Source organism: Streptomyces sp. NPDC102462, from assembly GCF_044765425.1.
Classification (GTDB): domain Bacteria; phylum Actinomycetota; class Actinomycetes; order Streptomycetales; family Streptomycetaceae; genus Streptomyces.
In genome coordinates, this window is sequence record NZ_JBIWKB010000006.1 from 1 (window position 1) to 22,737 (window position 22,737).

Annotated in this window: 17 protein-coding genes; 5 read left to right on the forward strand and 12 right to left on the reverse strand. The window is 73.1% G+C overall.

Annotated features, from left to right (window positions below; translation table 11 throughout):
• Positions 1-373: 373 nt before the first annotated feature.
• Both ACIRFL_RS07190 and ACIRFL_RS07195 read right to left on the reverse strand, forming a co-directional pair.
• The gene (locus ACIRFL_RS07190; protein WP_404024870.1) at positions 374-1,663 is read right to left on the reverse strand and encodes a hypothetical protein; all 1,290 of its coding nucleotides are present in this window, start codon (positions 1,661-1,663) and stop codon (positions 374-376) included.
• A gap of 237 nt (positions 1,664-1,900) precedes the next feature.
• The gene (locus ACIRFL_RS07195) at positions 1,901-3,355 is read right to left on the reverse strand and encodes a PLP-dependent aminotransferase family protein (RefSeq protein ID WP_404024873.1); all 1,455 of its coding nucleotides are present in this window, start codon (positions 3,353-3,355) and stop codon (positions 1,901-1,903) included.
• Positions 3,356-3,509: 154 nt separating this feature from the next.
• Here ACIRFL_RS07195 and ACIRFL_RS07200 point away from each other — a divergent pair, with 154 nt between their 5' ends.
• Positions 3,510-4,163, forward strand: coding sequence for a LysE family translocator (locus ACIRFL_RS07200; protein ID WP_404024876.1), 654 nt, complete (start codon positions 3,510-3,512; stop codon positions 4,161-4,163).
• Between the two features lie 130 nt (positions 4,164-4,293).
• The gene (locus tag ACIRFL_RS07205) at positions 4,294-6,180 is read left to right on the forward strand and encodes an NAD-binding protein (RefSeq protein ID WP_404025293.1); all 1,887 of its coding nucleotides are present in this window, start codon (positions 4,294-4,296) and stop codon (positions 6,178-6,180) included.
• Positions 6,181-6,596: 416 nt separating this feature from the next.
• Here the strand turns inward: ACIRFL_RS07205 and ACIRFL_RS07210 are convergent, their stop codons facing one another.
• Positions 6,597-8,396 carry a prolyl oligopeptidase family serine peptidase gene (locus ACIRFL_RS07210; protein ID WP_404024878.1) on the reverse strand — a complete coding sequence of 600 codons (1,800 nt, stop codon included), beginning with the start codon at positions 8,394-8,396 and terminating at the stop codon, positions 6,597-6,599.
• Between the two features lie 122 nt (positions 8,397-8,518).
• Here ACIRFL_RS07210 and ACIRFL_RS07215 point away from each other — a divergent pair, with 122 nt between their 5' ends.
• Positions 8,519-9,310 (forward strand): SURF1 family protein, encoded by a 792-nt coding sequence (locus ACIRFL_RS07215; protein ID WP_404024880.1) that lies wholly within the window; start codon positions 8,519-8,521, stop codon positions 9,308-9,310.
• An 82-nt stretch (positions 9,311-9,392) separates the two neighbouring features.
• Here the strand turns inward: ACIRFL_RS07215 and ACIRFL_RS07220 are convergent, their stop codons facing one another.
• The 7 genes from ACIRFL_RS07220 to ACIRFL_RS07250 form a co-directional block, all read right to left on the reverse strand.
• Positions 9,393-10,445 (reverse strand): hypothetical protein, encoded by a 1,053-nt coding sequence (locus tag ACIRFL_RS07220; protein ID WP_404024882.1) that lies wholly within the window; start codon positions 10,443-10,445, stop codon positions 9,393-9,395.
• A gap of 140 nt (positions 10,446-10,585) precedes the next feature.
• Positions 10,586-11,263: a SigE family RNA polymerase sigma factor gene (locus tag ACIRFL_RS07225; RefSeq protein ID WP_404024883.1), complete on the reverse strand. Its 678-nt coding sequence runs from the start codon at positions 11,261-11,263 to the stop codon at positions 10,586-10,588.
• Positions 11,264-11,687: 424 nt separating this feature from the next.
• Positions 11,688-12,740 (reverse strand): aspartate-semialdehyde dehydrogenase, encoded by a 1,053-nt coding sequence (locus tag ACIRFL_RS07230; RefSeq protein ID WP_404024884.1) that lies wholly within the window; start codon positions 12,738-12,740, stop codon positions 11,688-11,690.
• Positions 12,737-14,014 (reverse strand): aspartate kinase, encoded by a 1,278-nt coding sequence (locus ACIRFL_RS07235; RefSeq protein ID WP_404024886.1) that lies wholly within the window; start codon positions 14,012-14,014, stop codon positions 12,737-12,739. Before ACIRFL_RS07235 ends, ACIRFL_RS07230 begins: the two co-directional genes overlap by 4 nt.
• 277 nt (positions 14,015-14,291) lie before the next feature.
• Positions 14,292-14,951 carry a DUF5063 domain-containing protein gene (locus ACIRFL_RS07240; protein ID WP_404024888.1) on the reverse strand — a complete coding sequence of 220 codons (660 nt, stop codon included), beginning with the start codon at positions 14,949-14,951 and terminating at the stop codon, positions 14,292-14,294.
• Positions 14,944-15,543, reverse strand: coding sequence for a recombination mediator RecR (recR, locus tag ACIRFL_RS07245; RefSeq protein WP_404024889.1), 600 nt, complete (start codon positions 15,541-15,543; stop codon positions 14,944-14,946). Before recR ends, ACIRFL_RS07240 begins: the two co-directional genes overlap by 8 nt.
• A gap of 95 nt (positions 15,544-15,638) precedes the next feature.
• Positions 15,639-15,983 (reverse strand): YbaB/EbfC family nucleoid-associated protein, encoded by a 345-nt coding sequence (locus ACIRFL_RS07250; protein WP_404024892.1) that lies wholly within the window; start codon positions 15,981-15,983, stop codon positions 15,639-15,641.
• Positions 15,984-16,228: 245 nt separating this feature from the next.
• Between ACIRFL_RS07250 and ACIRFL_RS07255 the strand changes: the two genes are divergently transcribed.
• On the forward strand, positions 16,229-16,978 hold the full coding sequence (locus ACIRFL_RS07255; RefSeq protein WP_404024894.1) for an SLATT domain-containing protein: 750 nt from the start codon (positions 16,229-16,231) through the stop codon (positions 16,976-16,978).
• Positions 16,979-17,055: 77 nt separating this feature from the next.
• Here the strand turns inward: ACIRFL_RS07255 and ACIRFL_RS07260 are convergent, their stop codons facing one another.
• Together ACIRFL_RS07260 and ACIRFL_RS07265 are read right to left on the reverse strand one after the other, a co-directional pair.
• Complete coding sequence (locus ACIRFL_RS07260) at positions 17,056-18,585, reverse strand: substrate-binding domain-containing protein (protein WP_404024897.1); 1,530 nt, start codon at positions 18,583-18,585, stop codon at positions 17,056-17,058.
• A 156-nt stretch (positions 18,586-18,741) separates the two neighbouring features.
• Complete coding sequence (locus ACIRFL_RS07265; RefSeq protein ID WP_404024900.1) at positions 18,742-21,114, reverse strand: protein kinase; 2,373 nt, start codon at positions 21,112-21,114, stop codon at positions 18,742-18,744.
• Between the two features lie 242 nt (positions 21,115-21,356).
• On the opposite strand from ACIRFL_RS07265, the gene ACIRFL_RS07270 reads away from it, so the two are divergent.
• Positions 21,357-22,712: an aspartate aminotransferase family protein gene (locus tag ACIRFL_RS07270; RefSeq protein ID WP_404024903.1), complete on the forward strand. Its 1,356-nt coding sequence runs from the start codon at positions 21,357-21,359 to the stop codon at positions 22,710-22,712.
• Positions 22,713-22,737: the final 25 nt, after the last annotated feature.

Below are 22,737 nucleotides of genomic sequence, written 5' to 3' on the forward strand. Positions count from 1 at the left end.
TCGACACCTCGAAGCGTGAAGAACGGCCGTCCTGCTGTCTCAGGAACAAACCAAGATCAGCAGGTCGGGTGACGGGCGAGGTTAAAGATCAAGCTCAGACCAACGCCCGGAACAGAACCAGCCGCACCGTCAAGCCAACGCCCGGAACAGAACCGACCACCGCGCCAAGCCAACGCCCCGGACGGAGCCGACCGCCATGTCAGACCAACGCCCGGAACAGAACCAGCCGCACCGTCAAGCCAACGCCCGGAACAGAACCGACCACCGCGTCAGGCCAAGGGCCCGGACGGAGCCGACCGTAGCGTCAGGCCGAAGCCCGGGACGGAATCGGCCACCGTGCCAAGCCAGCGCCCCGGACGGAGCCGTCGCCGCGTCAACCGGAGGGTCGCTTCGTGGTGTTGTCCTGTGCCGCGAGGAAGTCCACTACCGCGAGGGCGAACAGCAGGGCCAGTGCCAGGCCCAGCACCACCCAGCCCGTGGGGCGGTTCCACAGCAGGCAGGCGAGGACGGCCGCGGCGACCAGCACCCAGGTCAGCCACCGGCGGTGGCGGCGCGCGAACGGCCCCACCGGGCCCGTACGCAGCCCCAGCCGGCCGGCCGTGCCGCGGGCGGCGCCGAGGCCCGCGTGCCACAGCCGCCGTACGGCGCTCGCGTAACGGCCCGGTCCGGTCAGCCACGCGGCGAACGCGACGACCACGCCCAGCGTCACCACCGTCCGCACCGTCGTGCGCAGGAAGCGGGTCAGTGTGTCGTACACGGCGCCGGCGGCCGGGCGTGAGACGCCGGCCGGCAGGGCGTCGAGGTAGAAGGGGCGGAAGACGGCGAGCGCGATGCCGAGCAGCAGCGTGGTCGCGGCGATGCCGAGCGCCCCGGCGACCAGCGCGCGGCGGCGCTGTACGGCGAGCAGCACGCCCGCGGCGACCAGCAGGACCGCGATGACGGGCAGCCAGTTCCCGGCCACTTGCAGCAGCCTCAGGTACGTCCTGGCCCGGCCGATGTCGTGCGAGTGGGCGATGGTGAAGTCGGTGTGGACCGCGGGGATCTTCTGCGCGACGGTCAGTCCGGCGTCGACGAGACGCTTCTTGACCTGGTCGATCACCGGGGCGAGGTCGACGGTCACGGTGTCGTCCTGGAGTTTCACCGCGCCGCCGCCGTGCCCGGTCAGTGCCTTCTCGACGGTGGCGTGGACGCGGCGGTTGGCGTCGGTCCAGAAGGTCTGGAAGGCCCGGGAGGCCATGACGTCCTCCGCCTTGTTGTGCACGAAGGCGCGGACGGCGCCCTCCAGGGCCCCGCCGAGACCGCCGAGTACCTGCCGCAGCCGGGGGCGGTCGGCGGGAGCGACGCCCGCCAGCAGGGCGTTGAGGTCGAGGTGGGTCATCAGGGCGTCGGTGACGCGGGTGGCGGCGGCCGACCGGACCGCGGGCTCGGCGGCGAGCGGGGCGACCGTGTCGACGTAGCGGTCGGTGTCCTCGATGGTGTCGGCGCTCCACGCGGCCAGCACCCCGAGGGGGGCCAGCGCACAGCCCACGAGGACGAGCAGCACGGCGAGCAGCGAGCGCGCCCGGTGCCGGGCCGGGCGTGCCCCGCGCCCCGCCTCCAACGCGGCCACCCGGGCCCGCAGTCGGGCCAGTTCGTCCGCGTCCGGGACAGGCTGCTCCGACATGGCGGTCTCCCTGGTCCTGGCTACGGCCGCTCCCGCTTGACGGTCTTCCGGCCGCCCTGGTTAGGGCCGCTCCTCACAGCACAACCGTCCCCGAACCCCGGGTCGACCCCAGCGCCCCCACCCGAGTGACCCGCGCCCGCCCCGCACCACACGACCGACCCGGAACCGGCCGCGCCGCGCCGCGCCGCACAACCGGACCCGAACCGGCCGCAGCGCACCGCATCGCGACGTCCTGTGTCAGCTCTCGATCTGGTCTTCCGGGGTGGAGCGGGCCAGGGTGGCCAGGGTGGTGAGGGCCTGGGTCAGGGCCTCGGGCGGCGGTGAGGCCAGGGCCAGCCGTACGGCGGGCGGGGCCTGCGGGCCGACGGTGAACGCGGTGGCCGGTACCACCCCGATGCCGTGCCGCGCGGCGGCGGCGACGAAGGTGTCCGCACGCCACGGCCGCGGCAGCCGCCACCAGCAGTGGTACGAGTACGGCTCGCCCCGCACGGCGAAGCCCGCCAGGTGCCGGGCCGCGAGTTCCTGGCGTACGGCCGCCTCCCGCTGCTTGGCCGCCACCAGCGCCCGCACCGTGCCCGCCCGCTGCCAGCGGTCCGCGGCCTCCAGGGCGAACCGCATCGGGGCCCAGCCGCCCGAGCGCAGGGCGGTCGCGATGCCGGCGGCGAGGTCTTCGGGCGCCACCGCGTAGCCGAGGGTCAGCCCGGGGGCGACCCGCTTGGAGAGGCTGTCGATCAGGACGGTCCGCTCGGGCGCGTACGCGGCGAGCGGCGGCAGGTCGTCGCGCAGGAACGCCCAGACGGCGTCCTCGATCGCGGGGACACCGAGCCGCCCCAGCACCTCGGCCAGCTGTTCGACACGGTGCGCGGGCATGGTGCGGGAGAGCGGGTTGTGCAGCCGTGGCTGGACGTAGAGCGCGTGCAGCGGGGCGGCGGCGTGGGCGTCGGCGACGGCCTCGGGCACCAGCCCCGCCTCGTCCATGGCCAGCGGCACCAGGGTGATGCCGAGCCGGGCGGCGACGGCCTTGACGACGGGGTAGGTCAGTTCCTCGACGCCGAGCCGGCCGCCCGCCGGCACCAGCGCGGTGACGGCGGCGAAGAGCGCCTGCCGGCCGTTGCCCGCGAACAGGATCCGTGCCGGGTCGGGGCGCCAGCCCCCGCGGGCGAGCAGGTCGGCCGCGGACTCCCTCAGGGCCGGCGGGCCCGGGGTGGCGGCCGGACGCAGCGCCTGCCCCAGGGCGTCGGGCCGCAGCAGTCCGCCGAGCCCTTCGGCGAGCAGCGCGCTCTGGCCGGGCACTTCGGGGTAGTTGAGTTCCAGGTCGATCCGGCCGGCCGCGGGTTCGGTGAGCGCGGGGGCGGTGGCCGGCGCGGCGGCCCGCACGAAGGTGCCGCGCCCGACCTCGCCCACCGTCAGCCCCCGCCGGGCCAGTTCGCGGTACACGCGCGTGGCGGTGGAGTCGGCGATGCCGTGCCGGCGGGCGAACGCGCGCTGCGGGGGCAGCCGGTCGCCGGGGCGCAGCAGCCCCGCCCGGATCTCCTCGGCCACCGCGTCGGCGACCCGGCGGTAGTCGGCCCGGGGGTCAACCCGGGCATCGGCGCGCTTGCCGGCCTCGCGGTCGGTCCCGCGGTCGGCTCGACTGTCCGCCGTGCGGTCTGCCCCGCCGTCGGGCCGGTCGCTGCGACGGTCGTCCTTCACGGCTCTCCCCCGCTCCCCTTCGTAACTCCCCTTCGTACAGGCCGACTCCACCCCACCACAGAATTGCACCGAGAGCAATTTCCCCTATTGCACCGAGATAACGGGGGCAATAACCTCACAGTCAGGCCGAATTGGTTTGAGAAGGGAGGCGTCCATGGTGGAACCCGGCGGGCTGCTCGGCGTCGCGGTCGTGGCCCTCGGCATGGTCCTCACCCCGGGACCGAACATGGTCTACCTCGTCTCCCGCAGCATCACCCAGGGCAGACGCGCCGGAATGACCTCCCTCGGCGGAGTGGCGCTCGGCTTCCTGGCCTACCTGCTCGCCGCGAACCTGGGGCTGTCGGTGGTCTTCGTCGGCGTACCCGAGTTGTACGCCGCGGTGAAGCTGGCCGGTGCCGCCTATCTCGCCCACCTCGCCTGGACCGCGCTCAGGCCCGGCGGACTGTCCGTCTTCGCGCCGCGGGACGTGCCCCACGACTCGCCGCGCAAGCTGTTCACGATGGGCCTGATGACGAACCTGCTCAACCCCAAGATCGCCATCATGTACCTGTCGCTGATCCCGCAGTTCGTCGACCTCGACCGGGGACACGTACTCCTCCAGGGCCTCGTCCTCGGCTCGGTGCAGATCGTGGTGAGCATCGCGGTCAACCTCGGGATCGTCCTGGCGGCGGGCACGATCGCCGTCTTCCTCGCCCGCCGCCCGTCCTGGCTCAGGGCGCAGCGCTATCTGATGGGCACCGTCCTCGGCGGCCTCGCCGTCTCGCTCGCCCTCGACTCCCCCAACGCCGCGCATACCGCAGCACGGTGACGAGTGGTCATGGTGTGGGCGTCCGGCGGTGCACCGAACCTCCGCCGCTGGAACCACCCGCCTCCTTGGGGCAGTCTTTCCCCTCGTGAGCGTTCCGATGCAGGGTGGACCGGGTGGCGCGCCCGCGCCCATGGTGGTGTGCGGCGACGACGGGCTGGCGCACCGGCTGGCCGCCGAGTTGCGCGGGGTGTACGGCGCGCAGGTCACGCTCGTCGTACCGGCGGGCGCCCGCACGGCGCGGCCACCGGTCGTCGGGCGGGCCCGGGCCGCGTCGGCGGCGCTGCTGGACCGGGTGAACGCGGCCGTCGGCCGCGCCGCGGGCAACGGCACCGTGCTCGGCTCCCTCGGCTCCGGCGGCTCGGGTGGCTCCGGTGGCTCCGGTGGTGAATCCGGGCGCGCCGACCGGGAGTTGGAGGCCGCCGAACCGACCGAGGCGGTGCTCGCCGAGGCAGGCGTGGAACGCGCCGCCGCGCTGGCCCTCGTGTACGACGACGACGAGACCAACATCCGGGCCGCGCTCACCGCCCGCCGGCTCAACCCGCGGCTGCGGCTCGTCCTGCGTCTGTACAACCGGCGGCTCGGCCAGCACATCGAAGAACTCCTCGACCAGGCCGCAGCGTTGGCGGCCGGGGACGAACCCGGCTCCCCGGGCGACGCGTCCACGACCGTGCTGTCCGACGCCGACACCGCCGCCCCGGCACTGGTCGCGACCGCGGTCGCCGGCACCAGCAAGGTCGTACAGACGGACCGGCTGCTGCTGCGCGCGGTGGAACGGCCGCCGCCCGCACCGGGGGTCGTCGTCGACCCCGGGCTGTGCACGCTGGCACTGCTGTCGGCGACCAGCAGCGACCCGGCCGGCGCGGACGGCGCCGAGGGCAGCGGGGAACGCGGGCCGCACCTGCTGCCCGACGAGGCCGACGTGACCGCCGCCGCGGGCCGCGGGGCCGTCGTACTGGAGCAGGTCTCGTACGCCGCCGGGCCGCCGCTGCCGGCCGGCCGCACCGGGGTCGTACCGCCGTTCGCCTCGCTGTTCTCACGGCGGCTGCGGTGGTCGCTGGCCGGGCTCGCGGGCTGTGTGCTGGCGCTGGCCGTGGCGCTGTGGCTGGTGACCGGGATCCATCCGCTGGGCGCGTTCTATCTGACGCTGCTCGACCTGTTCGCGATCGACGAGCCTGCCCTGGGCAAACCGCTCGGCCGGCAGATCCTGCAACTGCTGTCCGGGCTGGTCGGGTTGCTGCTGCTGCCCGTGCTGCTGGCGGCCGTCCTGGAAGCGCTCGGCACCTTCCGGACCGCGTCCACGCTGCGCAAGCCGCCGCGCGGGCTCGGCGGGCACGTGGTGCTGCTCGGGCTGGGCAAGATCGGCACCCGGGTGCTGACCCGGCTGCGCGAACTGCACATCCCGGTGGTGTGCGTGGAGGCCGACGCGGACGCGCGCGGCCTCGCCACGGCACGGCGGCTGCGGGTGCCGGTGGTGCTCGGGGACGTGACACAGGAAGGCGTGCTGGAGGCCGCCAAGATCCATCGGGCGCATGCGCTGCTCGCGGTGACCAGCGCGGACACCACGAACCTGGAGGCCGTGCTGTACGCGCGGTCCGTACGGCCCGACCTGCGGGTGCTGCTGCGGCTGTACGACGACGACTTCGCGACCGCGGTCTACCGGACCCTGCGGGCCGCGCATCCGGGGGCGCTCACCCGCAGCCGCAGCGTCACGCATCTGGCCGCGCCCGCGTTCGCCGGGGCGATGTTCGGCCGGCAGATACTGGGGGCGATTCCCGTGGAGCGGCGGGTGCTGCTGTTCGCTGCCGTGGAGGTGGACGGGCATCCGCAGTTGGAGGGGCGCAGTGTGGCCGAGGCGTTTCGGGCCGGGGCCTGGCGGGTGCTGGCGCTGGAGGGGCAGCGGGCGTCTGCCGACCGGGTGCTGCGGGCTGGGGACCGGGTGGTGCTGGCGGCTACCCGCCGGGGGTTGGCGGATCTGCAGGGGCACCGGCGTGTGCCTCATTCCGACCGGGGTGTTTGATGTTTCGGGGGTGGGCGCGCTGTCGAGTGCGGGTGCGGGTTGTCTGTGGCGGTTCGCGCAGTTCCCCGCGCCCCTGGCGGGGTGCAGTCGCGTAGTCGGGTGCGGGTTGTCTGTGGTTGGGCGCGCAGTTCCCCGCGCCCCTGGCGGGGTGCAGTCGCGTTGTCCAGTGCAGGTGGTACGTGGCTGGGCGCGCAGTTCCCCGCGCCCCTGGCGGGGTGCGGGTGTGTGGTCCGCCTGGCTGCACGGGCGAGCCAGGCGGATCGTGAGACGCCCTGTGCCTGCGCACCGAACCATCCGCCCGCGACCGGCTGAGCCACCGAGCGTCCCGCGCCGACCAACCGCAGCCGACCGCAGCACCCGGCCCCGGCCAGTCGAGTCGCCCCCACCACCAGGGCGGCGCCCGTCGGTCAGGGTCGCTATGCCGGTAGGTGGCGTTGGGCGAAGGCTAGTTCCAGGCGGAGTTGTTTGATGCGTTCGTCTACTACCAGGGAGCCGTGGCCCGCCTCGTAGCGGTAGACCTCGTGGACGGCGCCTCGGGATTCGAGGCGCTTGACGTAGTTGTCGATCTGGCGGATGGGGCAGCGCGGGTCGTTGACCCCGGCGGAGATGTAGACGGGGGCCTTGACGTCGTCGACGTAGGTGAGCGGGGACGAGGCACGGAAGCGGTCGGGGACCTCCTCGGGGGTGCCGCCGAGCAGCGTGCGGTCCATGGCCTTCAGCGCCTCCATCTCGTCGTGGTACGCCGTCACATAGTCGGCGACGGGGACCACGGCGATGCCCACCGTCCAGGCGTCCGGCTGGGTGCCGAGGCCGAGGAGGGTGAGATAGCCGCCCCAGGAGGCGCCGGTGAGGACGAGCCGGTCGGGGTCGGCCAGGCCCGAGGACACCGCCCAGTCGCGGACCGCGGCCACGTCCTCCAGTTCGATCAGGCCCACCCGGTGCTTGAGGGCGTCCGTCCAGGCCCGGCCGTAGCCCGTCGAGCCGCGGTAGTTGATCCGCACCACCGCGTAGCCGTGGTCCACCCAGGCCGCCGGGCCCGCGGCGAACGAGTCGCTGTCGTGCCAGGTCGGGCCGCCGTGCAGGTCGAAGACCGTGGGCAGGGGGCCGCTGGCCCCGGCCGGTTTCTGGATCAGCGCGTGGATGCGGCCGCCGGGTCCGGTCACCCACGCGTCCTCCACGGCGACGGAGGGCGGGCAGGGCATCCCGGGCGGGTCCAGGACCACCCGGCCCGTCGTCGAACGCACCGCGGGCGGCTCGGCGGCCGAGGACCACAGGAACTCCACGCTGCCGTCGGGCCGGGCCGTCGCGCCGGAGACCGAGCCGGGCGGGGTCGGGATGCCGGTCAGCTCGCGGCTCGCCAGGTCGTAGCGGAACAGTTCGCTGCGTGCCTCGAAGCTGTGCGCGATGAGCAGCGCGCTGCCGTCCGGATACCAGTCCGCGCTCACGTCACCGGGGAGGTCCAGGGCCAGATCGGTCTCCTCGCCGGAGGCCACGTCCCAGACCAGCGGCTCCCAGCGGCCCCTTCGCTGGTGGCCGATGAGCAGCCGGGTGTCGCCGTCGACCGGGGCGAAGCCCAGCACCTCAAGGCCCAGCTCCCGGGTGCCGCCCTCGCTGTCGTCGAGTTCGGCGACCGTCGTGCCGTCCGGGCGCAGGACGCGCAGCGCGGAGTGCATCGCGTCGCCGTGCTCCGTGTGCTCGATCGCGATCAGCGAACCGTCGTGGGAGAGGTCGCCGACGCCCGCCGACTCGCGGTGGCGGTTCAGCTCGACCGGCTCCTCTCCGCCGCGGGCCACATGGATCGTCGTGCCCTCCTCGTCCGTCGAGCGGCCGACGATCGCCGTGCGGCCGTCCCGGGACAGGGCGAGGCCTGCCGGGTAGGAGGGTGCGAGGCCCGGCGTGGCGGGCTCGTCCGCGCCGCCCGTGAAGGGCTGCCGGCGCCACACGCCGAACTCGTCGCCGTCCTTGTCGTCGAACCACCAGATCCACGCGCCGTCCGGGGAGAGCAGCCCGTCCGTCGTGCCGTTCGGCCGGGCCGTCGCCTGGCGCTGCGCTCCCGTGGCGCGGTCCCACGCGTACAGCTCGTACGTCCCCGTCGCGTTCGACACGAACAGGGAGCGGTCGGGCGCGTCCTCCGCCCAGTCCGGCAGCGACACCCGCGGCGCGCGGAAGCGCTTCTCCCAGTCCGGCATGCTGCTCTCGTTCTTGGCCCCAGTCATGGCCCCATAGTGCCTGTTCCCACCGACGGTCCGCTGCCGAGTGCCCCCAGCCTGTGGACAACTTCCCCGGCGGTCGCCGCCCCGGCGGCCGAAGCCGCGGCGGCAGCCCGTACCGTGGTGGCGTGTACCGGTTTCTGCTGACACCCCGCTGGTGGGGCATCAACGTCTTCGTGCTGCTCGCCATCCCGTTCTGCGTCTTCATGGGATCGTGGCAGCTGAGCCGGTTCGAGGACCGGGTGCAGGACCACCGTGACGCGACCGAGCAGGCCGCGGCGGGCAGCACGCAGGCGGCACGCCCGCTGGCCGATCTGCTGCCCGTCGACAAGGCCACGTCCGGCAAGCGGGCCACCGTGACCGGCCGGTACGGCGAGCAGCTTCTCGTGCCCGACCGGGAGCTGGACGGCAGGAGTGGCTACTACGTGCTGACGCTGCTGCGCACCGACTCCGGCAAGGCGCTGCCCGTGGTGCGCGGCTGGCTGCCCGGCGCCGCCGACCCGGCCAGGGCGCCCGCACCGCCGGCCGGCGAGGTCACCGTGACCGGTGCGCTCCAGGCGTCCGAGACACCGGGTGACAACGGGGTCAGCGCCGCGAGCGGGCTGCCGTCGGGACAGACGGCGGCGATCAGTTCGGCGTCCCTGGTGAACCTGGTGCCCTACCGGCTGTACGACGCGTGGATCACGCTCGACGAGGGCGACTCGGGGATGACGGCGGTGCCGGCGACGGCGCCCGGCGGCTCGGGCCTGGACCTGAAGGCGTTCCAGAACCTCGGCTACACCGGTGAGTGGTTCGTCTTCGCGGGTTTCGTGGTCTTCATGTGGTTCCGGCTGCTGCGCCGTGAGGCGGAGTTCGTCCGGGACGCCGAGCTGGGCCTGGTGCCGGACGAGGAGAAGGTCCCGAGCCCGTCCGGGGTGTGACCCGCAGGGCCGGTGCCGCACCGTCCGCCGACGGTGTCGATGAGGTGGTGCCGGACGCCCCGCGCGCGGCGGCGCGACGGGATCATGTCCCGGCCAGCACTCCGGTCCAGTAGACCGTTCCCGCGCACGCGTTGGGCACCGTCGTGGCGACGGTCGGGCCGCCCGCCTGGGAGGTGTGCAGCACCTGGATGCTGCCGTCGGTCGTGCCGTCCTCGGTGAGCAGCTGCGTGCTGGTGCCGGACGTGCCGCCGGTGGAGGTGCCGCCGGTGGTGCCCGGGTCCGAGCTGGGGCTCGGGTCGGCGCTGGGTCCGCCGGTCTCCGAGCCGCCGGTGCCGCCGCCGGTGGGACAGGTCTCCGAGGGCACGAAGGCGAACTTCTCCTCGTAGGCGCTGCCGGGCGCAAGGAGCAGGGCGGTGTTCTCCTGGGACGGGTCGGGCAGGCTGGCCGCGGCGTCACCGGCGGCATGCCGGACCGCGCTGATCTTGGCCGGGTCCGCCGCGCCCTGGGCGAGGACGCTCACGGTGCCCGCGCCGCCGACCTGGCAAGGTGTGCCGGAGATGTTGGTGAGCCGGAAGGAGCCGTAGACGACGCCGGTGGAGTCGGGCGCGGCGGCGGTGCCGGTGCCCTGGCCCAGCTGGGCCGCCGTGCACAGCGGGGCGCCGGCCAGCTCGGTGGCCGAGGTGCCCGTGCCGCCGGTCGAGCCGCCGCCGGTGGCGTGTCCCTTGTCGCGTTCCTCGTCCTTGGCACCGCCCGTGTGCCGGTCGGTGGTCCTGCCGCTCTCGCCGCCGGTGGCGCGCTCCCCGCCGTCCGGCTCCTTGCCCTGGCCCGCACCGCCCTGGGCCTGCGAGGCCTGGCCGGCGATGGAGGTGTTGGGGTCGTCGGTGCCGCCGGAGTTGGAGACGTGGACGAGGGCCGGGACGGCGGTGCCGACGAACAGGGCCGCGGCCGCCATGCCGACCGCCGCGTGCCGCTTGCGCGCCCGCCGGGCGGGCACCGCGCGCCGCAGGTGGTCCAGCGCGCCGTCGCGCGGTTCCAGGTCCTCGACCGCGGCGTGCAGCAGTCTGCGCAGGCCCAGTTCGTCCCGGTCCAGCCCGTCGAGCCCGTCGGGGCCCTTGTCGTCGGGGCCGTGGTTCACAGTTGCGTTCCCAGCGTGCGATGGCGTGTGCTCTTGCTCGTGCCGCGGCGGCGGCTCGTGCCTGGCGTGGGGCTCCTGACGGCCGTGGGAGTCGCCCGGTTCGGGACGCTCGGGGAGTTCGGGGTGTTCGGGGCGTTCGCTCATGCGGTCGCCTCCATGGCCAGCCGCAGCGCCGCGATGCCGCGGGAGCCGTACGCCTTCACCGAACCCAGCGAGATGCCGAGCGTGTCGGCGACCTGCGCCTCGGTCATGTCCGCGAAGTAACGCAGCACCAGGACCTCGCGCTGGCGGCGCTGCAGCCCCTTCATGGCCTTGATCAAGGAGTCGCGCTCCAGCTGGTCGTACGCGCCTTCCTCCGCGCTCGCCATGTCGGGCATCGGCTTGGAGAGCAGCTTCAGGCCGAGGATGCGGCGGCGCAGCGCGGAGCGGGACAGGTTGACGACCGTCTGGCGCAGATAGGCGAGGGTCTTGTCCGGGTCACGGACGCGTTTGCGGGCCGAGTGGACGCGGATGAACGCCTCCTGGACGACGTCCTCGCAGGAGGCGGTGTCGTCGAGGAGGAGCGCGGCGAGGCCGAGCAGCGAGCGGTAGTGCGTCCGGTAGGTCTCGGTGAGGTGGTCGACGGTCGTGCCGGCCGCCGCAGCGGTCTCCTCGGCTCCGTCGCGCTGACTGGGGATGCGGGCGGGCCGCGCTGCGGGCATGGGCGCGATCACCGGCATGCCGCCGGGCGCGCCGGGTATGCGGGGGCGCAGCGCCGCGGGGCGGGGCCGCAGGGTCGTGCCGCGCACCGCGCTGCTGAAGTCGAGTACCTCTGCCACGCCAGTTGGACACGCTCACCCCCGAAGGGGTTGTACGTGCCGGACGTCACTTTCGCGTCGGGCGGCCTGGCCGAGGATCTCTTCGCAGCGGGCAGCACGCCCGACAGTGCCTTATATGTCGCCATGCGCCCCGCTCTTCCCCTGTGTCCCATATGAACGGGCGTCCCCACGCCCTGATCACGGCGTCCCCACGCCTGGATCATCGCGCCCCGACGCCCCGGCGGGGCGAGCACAACGCCCCGAAGGAGCGAGGGCAAAGACGCTCCCCGCCCTGCACGCGGTTGCGCGAAGGCGGGGAGGAAAATCTTCGGACGCCCGGGGCATCCAGTTCAAGTGGTCCGGACCATGCTTCCGGCCACATCCCTGCGCAGATCCTACAAATCGATCCGCCGGCGGCCAGGGCATTTCCGGTGCCGCCGCACTCTCACGAAAACTCCGCCGCCACCAACTCCGCGATCTGCGCGGTGTTGAGGGCCGCCCCCTTGCGCAGATTGTCGCCGCAGACGAAGAGTTCGAGGGCCGTCGGGTCGTCCAGCGCGCGCCGTACCCGGCCCACCCAGGTCGGGTCGGTGCCCACCACATCGGCGGGGGTGGGGAACTCACCGGCTGCCGGATTGTCGAACAGCACGACGCCCGGCGCCGTGGCAAGGATCTCCCGGGCGCCGTCCACGGTGACCTCGCCCTGGAAACGGGCGTGCACGGTCAGCGAGTGGGTGGTGACCACCGGCACCCGCACACAGGTCACGGCGACCGGCAGCTTCGGCAGTCCGAGGATCTTGCGGGACTCGTCCCGCACCTTCATCTCCTCCGACGACCAGCCGTCCTCCCGCAGCGACCCGGCCCAGGGCACCACGTTCAGCGCGACCGGCTCGGGGAACGGCCCCGTGCTGTCCCCCACGGCCCGCCGCACATCACCGGGGCTGGTCCCCAGCTCCGTGCCCGCGACCAGGGACAGCTGGGCCCGCAGCGTCTCCACGCCGGCCCGGCCCGCACCGCTCACCGCCTGGTACGACGACACCACCAGCTCGCGCAGCCCGAACTCGGCGTGCAGCGCGCCCAGGGCGACGATCATCGACAGGGTCGTGCAGTTGGGGTTGGCGACGATGCCGCGCGGCCGGACCCGGGCCGTGTGCGGATTGACCTCGGGCACCACCAGGGGCACGTCCGGGTGCATCCGGAAGGCGCCGGAGTTGTCGACCACCACCACGCCCTTGGCGGCGGCGATCGGCGCCCACTGCGCGGAGACCTCGTCCGGTACGTCGAACATGGCGACGTCGACGCCGTCGAAGGCCGCCTCGGACAGGGCCACCACCTCGACCTCCTCGCCGCGCACGGCCAGCTTGCGGCCGGCCGAGCGCGCCGAGGCGATCAGACGGATCTCGCCCCAGACGTCCGCGCGCTGGGACAGGATCTGGAGCATCACCGTGCCGACGGCTCCGGTCGCTCCCACGACCGCGAGCGTCGGGCGTACGGTCATCGGCCGGTGCCCCCGTAGACGACGGCCTCGTCGCTGTCGGAGTCGAGACCGAAGGCGCTGTGCACCGCGCGGACGGCCTCGGACACGTCGTCGGCCCGGGTGACCACCGAGATACGGATCTCGGATGTCGAGATCAGCTCGATGTTCACGCCGGCGTCGGACAGCGCCTCGAAGAACGCCGCGGTGACCCCGGGGTTGGTCTTCATGCCGGCGCCGACCAGGGAGATCTTGCCGATCTGGTCGTCGTAGCGCAGGGAGTCGAAGCCGATGCCCGGGCGGTTCTTCTCCAGGGCGTCGATGGCCTTGCGGCCCTCGGTCTTCGGCAGCGTGAAGGAGATGTCCGTCAGGCCCGTGGCCGCGGCGGACACGTTCTGCACGACCATGTCGATGTTGATCTCGGCGTCGGCGATCGTACGGAAGATGGAGGCCGCCTCACCGGGCTTGTCGGGCACGCCGACGACCGTGATCTTGGCCTCGGAGGTGTCGTGCGCGACACCCGAGATGATGGCCTGCTCCACCTTCTTTTCCCCTTGCTCGATGGGCTCGCTGCTGACCCACGTGCCCTTGAGCCCACTGAAGGAGGAACGGACGTGGATCGGGATGTTGTACCGGCGTGCGTACTCCACGCAGCGGTGGAGCAGCACCTTCGACCCGGACGAGGCCAGCTCCAGCATGTCCTCGAAGGAGATCCAGTCGATCTTCCGGGCCTTCTTCACCACCCGCGGGTCGGCGGTGAACACGCCGTCCACGTCGGTGTAGATCTCGCAGACCTCGGCGTCGAGCGCGGCGGCGAGCGCCACGGCCGTCGTGTCGGACCCGCCCCGGCCGAGGGTGGTGATGTCCTTCTTGTCGGCGCTGACGCCCTGGAAACCGGCGACGATGGCGATGTTGCCCTCGTCCAGCGCGGTACGGATGCGGCCCGGGGTGACGTCGATGATCCGGGCTTTGTTGTGGACCGAGTCGGTGATGACGCCTGCCTGGCTGCCGGTGAAGGACTGGGCCTCGTGACCCAGGTTCTTGATCGCCATGGCCAGCAGGGCCATGGCGATGCGCTCTCCGGCGGTCAGCAGCATGTCGAACTCACGCCCCGCAGGCATCGGGGATACCTGCTCGGCGAGATCGATCAACTCGTCCGTCGTGTCGCCCATCGCGGAAACGACCACAACCACCTGGTTGCCGTTCTTCTTCGCTTCCACGATCCGCTTGGCGACGCGCTTGATGCCCTCGGCATCGGCTACGGAGGAGCCTCCGTACTTCTGCACGACAAGGCCCACGTGCGCTCCTCGCTCATTTCGTCGATTGCCCGCCCAGTCTAACGAGCGCCCGAAATTCCCTTCCCGAGTACCGCATGGTGAGATGTCCGGTCGCCGCGCCGAGCGCTGTCCGGTGAGTCCCTGCCCACAATCGCGCGGCTGAAGACAGCGCGTGGGTTTTTCACCTGTGACATGCGGCTCCGCCGCGCGGACGCCCCGCGGGAAGGGCCGTGCGGCCGTCGGTCGGCCGCGGCGGCATCGTGGCCGGTCGCGCAGTTCCCCGCGCCCCTTCGGGGCACTACCGGCGCGAGCGCAGTCCGAGCGGGGTGGCGATCTCCTGCTGCATCACGCGGCCCGCCTCGATCTCCAGGGTGTCGTCGCCCATGCCCTGGTCGGTGTCGAGGCCGTCCAGCTCCTCCAGGGGCTGGTCGAGCCGGACGTGCGCGAGGACCGAGTGCAGGGCACGCAGGGTCGCGGAGGCGGTGGAGCCCCAGTTGGAGAAGTAGGAGAACTGCCACCACCACAGCGCTTCCGTGGTGCGGCCCGCGCGGTAGTGCGCCATGCCGTGCCGCAGGTCGGTGATGACGTCCGCGAGGTCGTCGGAGATACGGGCGGGCACCGGCGCGGTACGCGGCTCGTAGGGGTCGAAGACCTCCGAGTAGACGTCGACCGGCTCCAGCAGCCGGGCAAGGTTCTCGCGCAGCTCGTCCACGTCCGGGTCCGGGCCCGTGTCGGTCTCGTAGCGCTCGTCCGGGACGATGTCCTCGTGCGCGCCGAGGCGTCCGCCGGCCAGCAGGAGCTGGGAGACCTCCAGGAGCAGGAAGGGGACCGCCGAGTCCGGCTCGTCGCCCCTGGCGACCTCCGTGACGGCCACCAGGAAGCTCTCCACCTGGTCCGCGATCTGGACCGCGAAGTCGTCCGGGTTCTGCGTCGTGGCGTGCAGCGTGGCGTCAGACATCTAGGAGTCGTCTCCCCTCGAAGGCGCGGCCGAGGGTGACCTCGTCCGCGTATTCCAGGTCGCCACCCACCGGGAGGCCGCTGGCCAGGCGGGTGACCTTCAGGCCCATGGGTTTGATCATGCGGGCGAGGTACGTGGCCGTCGCCTCGCCCTCAAGGTTGGGGTCCGTGGCCAGGATCAGCTCGGTGACGGTGCCGTCGGCCAGGCGGGCTAGGAGCTCCCGGATGCGCAGGTCGTCCGGGCCCACGCCCTCGATCGGGCTGATGGCGCCGCCGAGCACGTGGTACCGGCCGCGGAACTCACGCGTCCGCTCGATCGCCACCACGTCCTTCGGCTCCTCGACCACGCAGATGACCGAGAGGTCCCGGCGGGTGTCCCGGCACACCGCGCACAGCTCTTCCTGCGCCACGTTCCCGCAGGCCGCGCAGAAGCGGACCTTCGCCTTCACCTCCAGGAGCGCCTGGGCCAGCCGGCGTACGTCCGTCGGCTCGGCCTGCAGGACGTGGAAGGCGATCCGCTGCGCGCTCTTGGGACCGACGCCGGGCAGCCGCCCCAGTTCGTCGATGAGGTCCTGGACCACGCCTTCGTACAACGGAGTGCCCTTCCTGGAGTCTTTCCCGGTACGTACGGTAGATGGCTGCCGCCCGTCCTAGGAAGGCGGTGCGGATGTCCTGCCGGTGGCGAACGTCAGAACGGCAGACCCGGGATGCCGCTGCCGCCGCCCAGGCCCTGCGCGAGCGGGCCGAGTTTCTGCTGCTGGAGCGCCTGCGCGTTCTCGTTGGCCGCTTGGACGGCGGCGACGACCAGGTCGGCGAGGGTCTCGATGTCCTCCGGGTCGACCGCCTTGGGGTCGATCTTCAGCGCCCGCAGTTCGCCGGCGCCGGTCACGGTGGCCGTCACCAGGCCGCCGCCCGCCTGCCCGGCGATCTCCGTGTTCGCCAGTTCCTCCTGAGCCTTCGCCAGTTCCTCCTGCATCTTCTGAGCCTGCTGGAGCAGCTGCTGCATATTGGGCTGGCCACCACCGGGAATCACGATCAGCTCCTGGTTCGATCTCGTCTTCCGCCGTTGAGCACGAGCCTACGTGGTCCACGCGGCCCTCGCCCCGCCACTCTTTCGGGTGAGAACGCGCTGTCTCCTATACCTGATCAAGCCCCCCTTCCGGGCGGAAAAGCAATGAAAGCGCCACCTTCGCCACCCATTGGGCGGTAGGAAGGACGCCGCGCGTCAGCATCCGATGTCACACAACGTGACCGGTCGTGATCAGTAGGGAGTGCCGGGTGGGTCAGCCGGAGATGCAGCCCGAGGGTCCGCCTCAGGACGGGCGGGGCGAGGGCGCGGCCGGGCTGCGCCCCGGCGACCTGGCCGGCCGGGCCTTTCCGCTCGGGGACTGGGCGGAGCCGATCGAACGGCTCGACGAGCTGTACCGGTGGGTGGAACGGGGGGCGCTGGAGACGGCGGCGTGGTATCTCGCGGACCGGGTGTGGAAGCGACGGGCCGCGCGGGGGCTGCGGGCCGGGGCGGCGGCGGGCGCGGTGGGCGGGGCCGCGCTGCCCCTGCTGGATCTGACCGGGGTGATCGCCGGGGCGGCGCCCTGGGGGTATCTGGCCCTGGTGCTCACGGTGGCCTGCCTGGGGGTCGACCGGTTCTTCGGGGTGACGTCCGGGTGGATGCGGGACGTGGCGACCGCGCAGGCCGTGCAGCGGCGGCTTCAGGCGCTGCAGTTCGACTGGGCGTCGGAGAGCGTGCGCGAGGTGCTGGGGCCGGCGGAGGGTACGGCGGCGGAGGCCGCCGACCGGTGCCTCGGGGTGCTGCGGCGCTTCTCGGAGGACGTGACCGAACTGGTGCGCACGGAGACGGCGGACTGGATGGTCGAGTTCCGCACGGGCACGGCCCCCCTCGGGCTGCAGGCGGCCCTGCCCACCGGCCCGCGCCCCGACACCCCCGGCACCCCGAGCCGCTTCCCCGCCCCGCCGGGCACCCCCACCCGCCCCAACATGCCCCGCCAACGCCCCCCGGAGCCCCGGTGACCCCGTGATCCGGTGACCCCGGTGGTCCCGGAGGCTCCGCGCCGACGACGGCCCGGGCACGCCGTGGCGCGTTGCGGTCATGCGCAGAGTTTCATTCCCTCGGGGGTCCAGCAGGGGACATGGCCGTGGGTGCGGATGATGTCCTGGCCGTTTCCGCGGGACAGATAGGTCAGGAAGCTGGAGACCAGGGAGTCGGCGGGCGGCTGGCCGTAGGTGTAGGCGTACTCGATCTCCCGGTACGGGTACGGGCTGCCGCCGTGTTCGATGTCGTCCACCGACGGGGCGTCGCCGTCCAGGCTCAGGACGTGCAGGCCCGCCGTGGAGTCCGCGAGGTTCAGCTCGCTGTAGCCGATGGCGCCCGGCACCTTCGCCACCTGGGTGAGCACCTGCTGCGTGGAGTCCAGCTCGCAGCGCGGCACCGTCGCCGTCGGATCGTCCACGGTGACGCAGTCCACGGACGAGTTGGCCGTCTCGCCCCGGCCGAGCACCCGCCGCTGGAAGACCTGCCGGGTACCGGAGTTGGCGTCCCGGCTGACGAGGTGGACCTTGAGGTCCGGGCCGTCCAGCTGCCGCCAGTTGGTGATGTCGCCGCGGTACAGCCGCCGTACCTGGGCCGTGGTGAGGTTCTTCAGGCCCACCTTGTCGTTCACCACCAGCGCGAAGACCGACACCGCGATCCGGTTCTCGCGCAGTTCGGGCATGTCGTTCGGCTTGGGGCCGTCGGAGAGTGCGACCAGCGGCGGCGAGCCCTTCTTGTGCCACTGGGCCCCGGTGGCGTCCAGTTCCCTGATGCCCGCCGTCGATCCGTGCGGGTCCACGGTGATGGCCGAGTCCACGCAGTCCGCCTCGTACTTGTCCGCCACCTCACGCAGTACGGGCGCGAACGCCGTGGAGCCGGTGACGGTCAGCGAACCCTTGGCGCAGCCGATCGGCGGGGGCGTGTCGTCCCGGGCCACGACGATGGTGGCGAGCGTGACCACGCAGACGGTGAGCATGATGGTGATGAGCCGGGAGGCCCGGCTGAACAGCGGCGGCTTGTCGTCCGGCGTGGCCGAGCGGTTGGGGTGGACCTCGCCCTCCCGGAGGCCGCCCGTGATCCGTATCGGCCGCCCGACGTCGCCGCCCGACAGCAGCACCAGCAGCTTGAAGTGGTCCGCCCTGTTGAGCGGGACCCGCGGGATGCGCAGGCTGTTGCCGGAGTAGGAGAAGCCGCGGTCCGGGGTGAAGTGGTCCATCAGATGGTCGGTGTGGGTCGGCTGGGTGACCGACACGCCCCGCACCGTCCGGTCGGTGAACACCGCGGTCAGACCGTGCTGTTCGGGCCCCGTGTAGTCGTCCCGGTCGATGCCCTGCGAGCCGTCGTTCTCCACGCGCAGCAGCACGAGCGTGGCGTCCGCCATGTCCGGCGCCTCGTCGAACAGGCCCAGCCGCCGGTTGAGCCGGCCCGACCGCTCGTCGTCCCCTATGGGGTTGTCCATCTGGACGCGGTAGCCGATCCGTTTGCGGCGCGGCACCCGGCGCTCGTACCAGACCATGCCCGCCGACGCGACGATGCCCAGCAGCGCCGTACCGACGGCTACGACGTTCTCCGTGCTCAGCCACTCCATGTGGGTGCCCCCGCCACTCCCCGGAGTCAAGGTGGGGTCACCGTACGCGCACCGGAGCGGACAATCCGGTCTGGTACGCAGAAGTTCTCCGGACGTTCAACCGGCCTGCGGGGAACGGGAGTTCGGCGCACGGTGGCTGGCACGGGGCCGGCCGGCTCACCGCCGGGTGTACGTCAGGTTCTCCCCGCCGGCCGGCTTCGTGCGCCGCAGCCGGCCGTCCGGCAGCAGTGTGACCAGGGTGGCCTCGCCGGGGCTGCACGACGACAGCGGTTCGCCGGAGGCGACGGTGGACGGGCCGATCCGCAACGGGCCTTCGCCGCTGGGCTGTTCGGCCAGCTTCGCCTCGAACACGCAGTGGTAGGTGCCGCCGCCCTCGGCCGGTCCGTCGGCGACCAGCGTCAGCACGGTGTCGCCCACCTTCCCCTGGGTGATGGTGAGTTCGCGGGTGTTGTGCCCGGCGGCGTTCTCGATCGACGTCTCCCATGTGCCCAGGTACGCGGCCGGTACCACGCCGTCCGCGGGCGCCGAGTCCGTGGGCGACGGCGTCCCGCCGGTGGGTCCGCCGGTCGGCGGGGCGGAGGTGGCGGTGCCGCCGCCGCCCTTGTCGTCGGTGGTGCCGCCCCCGTTCAGCAGCGCGTACACCGAGCCGCCCGCGGCGAGCGCGACGACCAGCGCGATCACGACGAGCAGCGCCGTGGACCGGCCGCTGCGCCGCTCGGGCTCCTGCGTGCCCGGTCCGTACGGCGGAGTGGGGCCGGGGCCGCCGGCGTACGGCGGCTGGTGCGGGTAGCCGTACCCGGCCGGCTGGGGATGCTGCTGCGGGTGCCCGTGGCCGTACGGACCCGGAACCCCCGCGGGCCCGAACCCGGAGTGCGGGGGCGCGCCGGGCCCGGGCGTATGGCCGGCGGCCACCGCCGGAAGCCGGCCGCCCGCCGGGACCGAGCCCTCCGACACCGACGGAGCGGGGCCGTCCGTGACAGCAGCATGCTCCGGAGACCCCGAACCACCGACCCCGAAACCGAAAGCGGCGACCCCGGGCCCGACCGAACCGGGAACCCCCGGACCGGGAGCGACGGGATGAGGAGCGGCGGGATGGGGAGCCGCCGGACCAGGGACGCCCGAAGCGGGAGCAGCGGGCCCGGGAGCGGCCGAACCTGGAAGGCCCGGACCTGGAGTGGCCGGACCTGGAGTGGCGGGACCAGGAACCGCCGGACCGGACGCGGCGGGATGAGGGGCCGCCGAACCAGGGACGCCCGAAGCTGGAGCGGCCGGACCAGGAACCCCCGGACCAGGGACGCCCGAAGCGGGAGCGGACGGGCCGGGAACACCCGAAGCTGGAGCGGCCGGGCCGGGAACCCCCGGTTCGGGGGCGAACGGCATGCGGGTCTGAACCGCTGTGTTGCCGTCCCGGGCGGGCGCGTCACCGCCCCCCGCCGGATGTCCGCCGGACGCCCCCGCGCCGCCCGCGCCCTGGACACCCGCCCGATCCGAGCCCTCAGCCCCGTCCGCGCCCCGAACCCCCGCCACACCCAGCGCACCCGCCGGATTCACGTCCCCGGCGTCCCCCGGGCCCGGTGCTGGTGCCGGTGTCCTCGTGGTGGTGTCGTTCTCTGGGTTTTCCGTTTCCAGCAAGCTGACCGCGTGGCGGCCGAGTTGGGCGACCAGGGTGGCGGGGAGCCAGGGGTCGCGGGAGCGGCCGTCGGACACGGTGTCCTCCGCGCCGGTGCGTTCCAGGATCCGGTCCAGCGTCGGCCGTGCGGCCGGATCCTTGCGCAGGCAGTCGCGGACGAGGTCGGCGATGCCCTCGGGGACGCCCGCGAGGTCGGGTTCCTCCTGGGCGATCCGGAACATCAGGGCGTGCACCCCGCTGCCGGCGCCGCCGAAGGGGAGCGTGCCGGTCGCCGCGTAGGCGAGCACGGAGCCGAGGCAGAAGACGTCGCAGGCGGGCGTGATCCGGTCGCCGCGCACCTGCTCGGGCGCCATGAACCCGGGCGAGCCGACCAGTGAGCCGGTGCGGGTGAGCCCGTCCCCGGCCAGCGTCTCCAGCGCCCGCGCGATCCCGAAGTCGATGACCCGCGGCCCGTCGATGGTCACCAGCACGTTGGACGGTTTCAGGTCGCGGTGGACGATCCCGGCGGCGTGGATGTCCTGGAGCGCGTGCGCGAGCCCGGCGGCGAGGATGCGCACCGTGCGCTCGGGCAGCGCGCCGTGCTCGCGCCCGACGACCTGCTGCAGGCTGGGCCCGGCGACGTACCCGGTGGCCACCCATGGCACGGCCGCCTCGGTGTCCGCGTCCAGGACCGGCGCCGTCCAGTGGCCGCCGACCCGCCGGGCGGCCCGCACCTCCTGCCGGAACCGTGCCCGGAACTCCTCCTGCGCGGCCAGTTCCTCGCGCACCAGTTTCACCGCGACGGTACGGCCCCGCTCCGACCGGGCCAGGTACACATGCCCCATCCCGCCCGCGCCGAGCCGCGCCAGCAGCCGGTACGCCCCGATCCCGCGCGGATCACCAGGTCCCAGCTTCTCCACGGAACCGCCGCCTCCCCCCGTACGTCAGCCTCGGACCGAGGATAGTGCGGCCCTGGAAGGAGTCGCCCGGGGTGGTCCGCGCGGTTCCGGCATCCCCCGGTCCGGGCGGCGGGCGGCTCGCCCCGGGCCCGGTCCCGGGCGCGAGGAGGCCGCCGGCGTCGACAACCTGTCGCATAAACCCCCCGGCCACGGAACAGGACGCCGATGTCCGGTCCGCGCCGCGGGCCTCTACGCTCGCGGGCATGACCCCTCAGCCCCGCCCCGACGCCGGCGCCGCCGTGAAGGCCGCGGACCGCGCGCATGTGTTCCACTCCTGGTCCGCTCAGGACCTCATCGACCCGCTCGCCGTGGCCGGCGCGGAAGGGTCGTACTTCTGGGACTACGACGGCACGCGGTACCTGGACTTCACCAGCGGGCTCGTCTTCACCAACATCGGCTACCAGCACCCGAAGGTGGTCGCCGCGATCCAGGAGCAGGCCGCCTCCCTGGCCACGTTCGCGCCCGCGTTCGCGGTGGAGGCCCGTTCCGAGGCGGCCCGGCTGATCGCCGAGCGGACGCCCGGCGACCTCGACAAGATCTTCTTCACCAACGGCGGCGCCGACGCGATCGAGCACGCCGTCCGCATGGCCCGGCTGCACACGGGCCGCCCGAAGGTGCTGTCGGCGTACCGCTCCTACCACGGCGGCACCCAGCAGGCGATCAACGTCACCGGCGACCCGCGCCGCTGGCCCTCCGACAGCGGGTCGGCCGGGGTCGTCCACTTCTGGGCGCCGTTCCTCTACCGCTCCCGCTTCTACGCCGAGACCGAGGAGCAGGAGTGCGCCCGGGCGCTGGAGCACCTGGAGACCACGATCGTCTTCGAGGGTCCGGGCACCGTCGCCGCGATCGTCCTGGAGACCGTCCCGGGCACGGCGGGCGTCATGGTGCCGCCGCCGGGCTATCTCGCGGGCGTGCGGGAGCTGTGCGACAAGTACGGGATCGTCTTCGTCCTGGACGAGGTCATGGCCGGGTTCGGGCGGACCGGTGAGTGGTTCGCGGCCGATCTGTTCGGCGTCGTACCGGACCTGATGACCTTCGCGAAGGGCGTGAACTCCGGCTATGTGCCGCTCGGCGGGGTGGCCATCTCCGAGAAGATCGCCGAGACCTTCGGCAAGCGCGCCTATCCGGGCGGTCTGACGTACTCCGGCCATCCGCTGGCCTGCGCCGCCGCCGTCGCCACCCTCAAGGTGATGGAGGACGAGGGCGTCGTCGCCAACGCGCGGCGGCTGGGCTCGACCGTGGTGGAGCCGGGGCTGCGCGCACTGGCCGAGCGGCACCCCAGCGTGGGCGAGGTGCGCGGCGTCGGCATGTTCTGGGCGCTCGACCTGGTCAAGAACCGCGAGACCCGGGAGCCCCTGGTGCCGTACAACGCGACGGGCGAGGCGAACGCCCCGATGGCCGCGTTCGGTGCCGCCGCCAAGCGGCACGGCCTGTGGCCCTTCATCAACATGAACCGCACCCATGTCGTGCCGCCCTGCAATGTCTCCGAGGCCGAGTTGAAGGAGGGTTTCGCGGCCCTGGACGCGGCCTTGAGCGTGGCCGACACCTACACGGAGTGAGCGTCACCGCAGCACCGATTCCCAC

Coding starts and splice junctions, on each gene's coding strand:
- ACIRFL_RS07190 (WP_404024870.1), bottom strand. CDS start 1,663: ATGTCGGAGCAGCCTGTCCCGGACGCGGACGAACTGGCCCGACTGCGG.
- ACIRFL_RS07200 (WP_404024876.1), top strand. CDS start 3,510: ATGGTGGAACCCGGCGGGCTGCTCGGCGTCGCGGTCGTGGCCCTCGGC.
- ACIRFL_RS07205 (WP_404025293.1), top strand. CDS start 4,294: ATGGTGGTGTGCGGCGACGACGGGCTGGCGCACCGGCTGGCCGCCGAG.
- ACIRFL_RS07210 (WP_404024878.1), bottom strand. CDS start 8,396: ATGACTGGGGCCAAGAACGAGAGCAGCATGCCGGACTGGGAGAAGCGC.
- ACIRFL_RS07230 (WP_404024884.1), bottom strand. CDS start 12,740: ATGACCGTACGCCCGACGCTCGCGGTCGTGGGAGCGACCGGAGCCGTC.
- ACIRFL_RS07240 (WP_404024888.1), bottom strand. CDS start 14,951: ATGTCTGACGCCACGCTGCACGCCACGACGCAGAACCCGGACGACTTC.
- ACIRFL_RS07260 (WP_404024897.1), bottom strand. CDS start 18,585: ATGGAGTGGCTGAGCACGGAGAACGTCGTAGCCGTCGGTACGGCGCTG.
- ACIRFL_RS07270 (WP_404024903.1), top strand. CDS start 21,357: ATGACCCCTCAGCCCCGCCCCGACGCCGGCGCCGCCGTGAAGGCCGCG.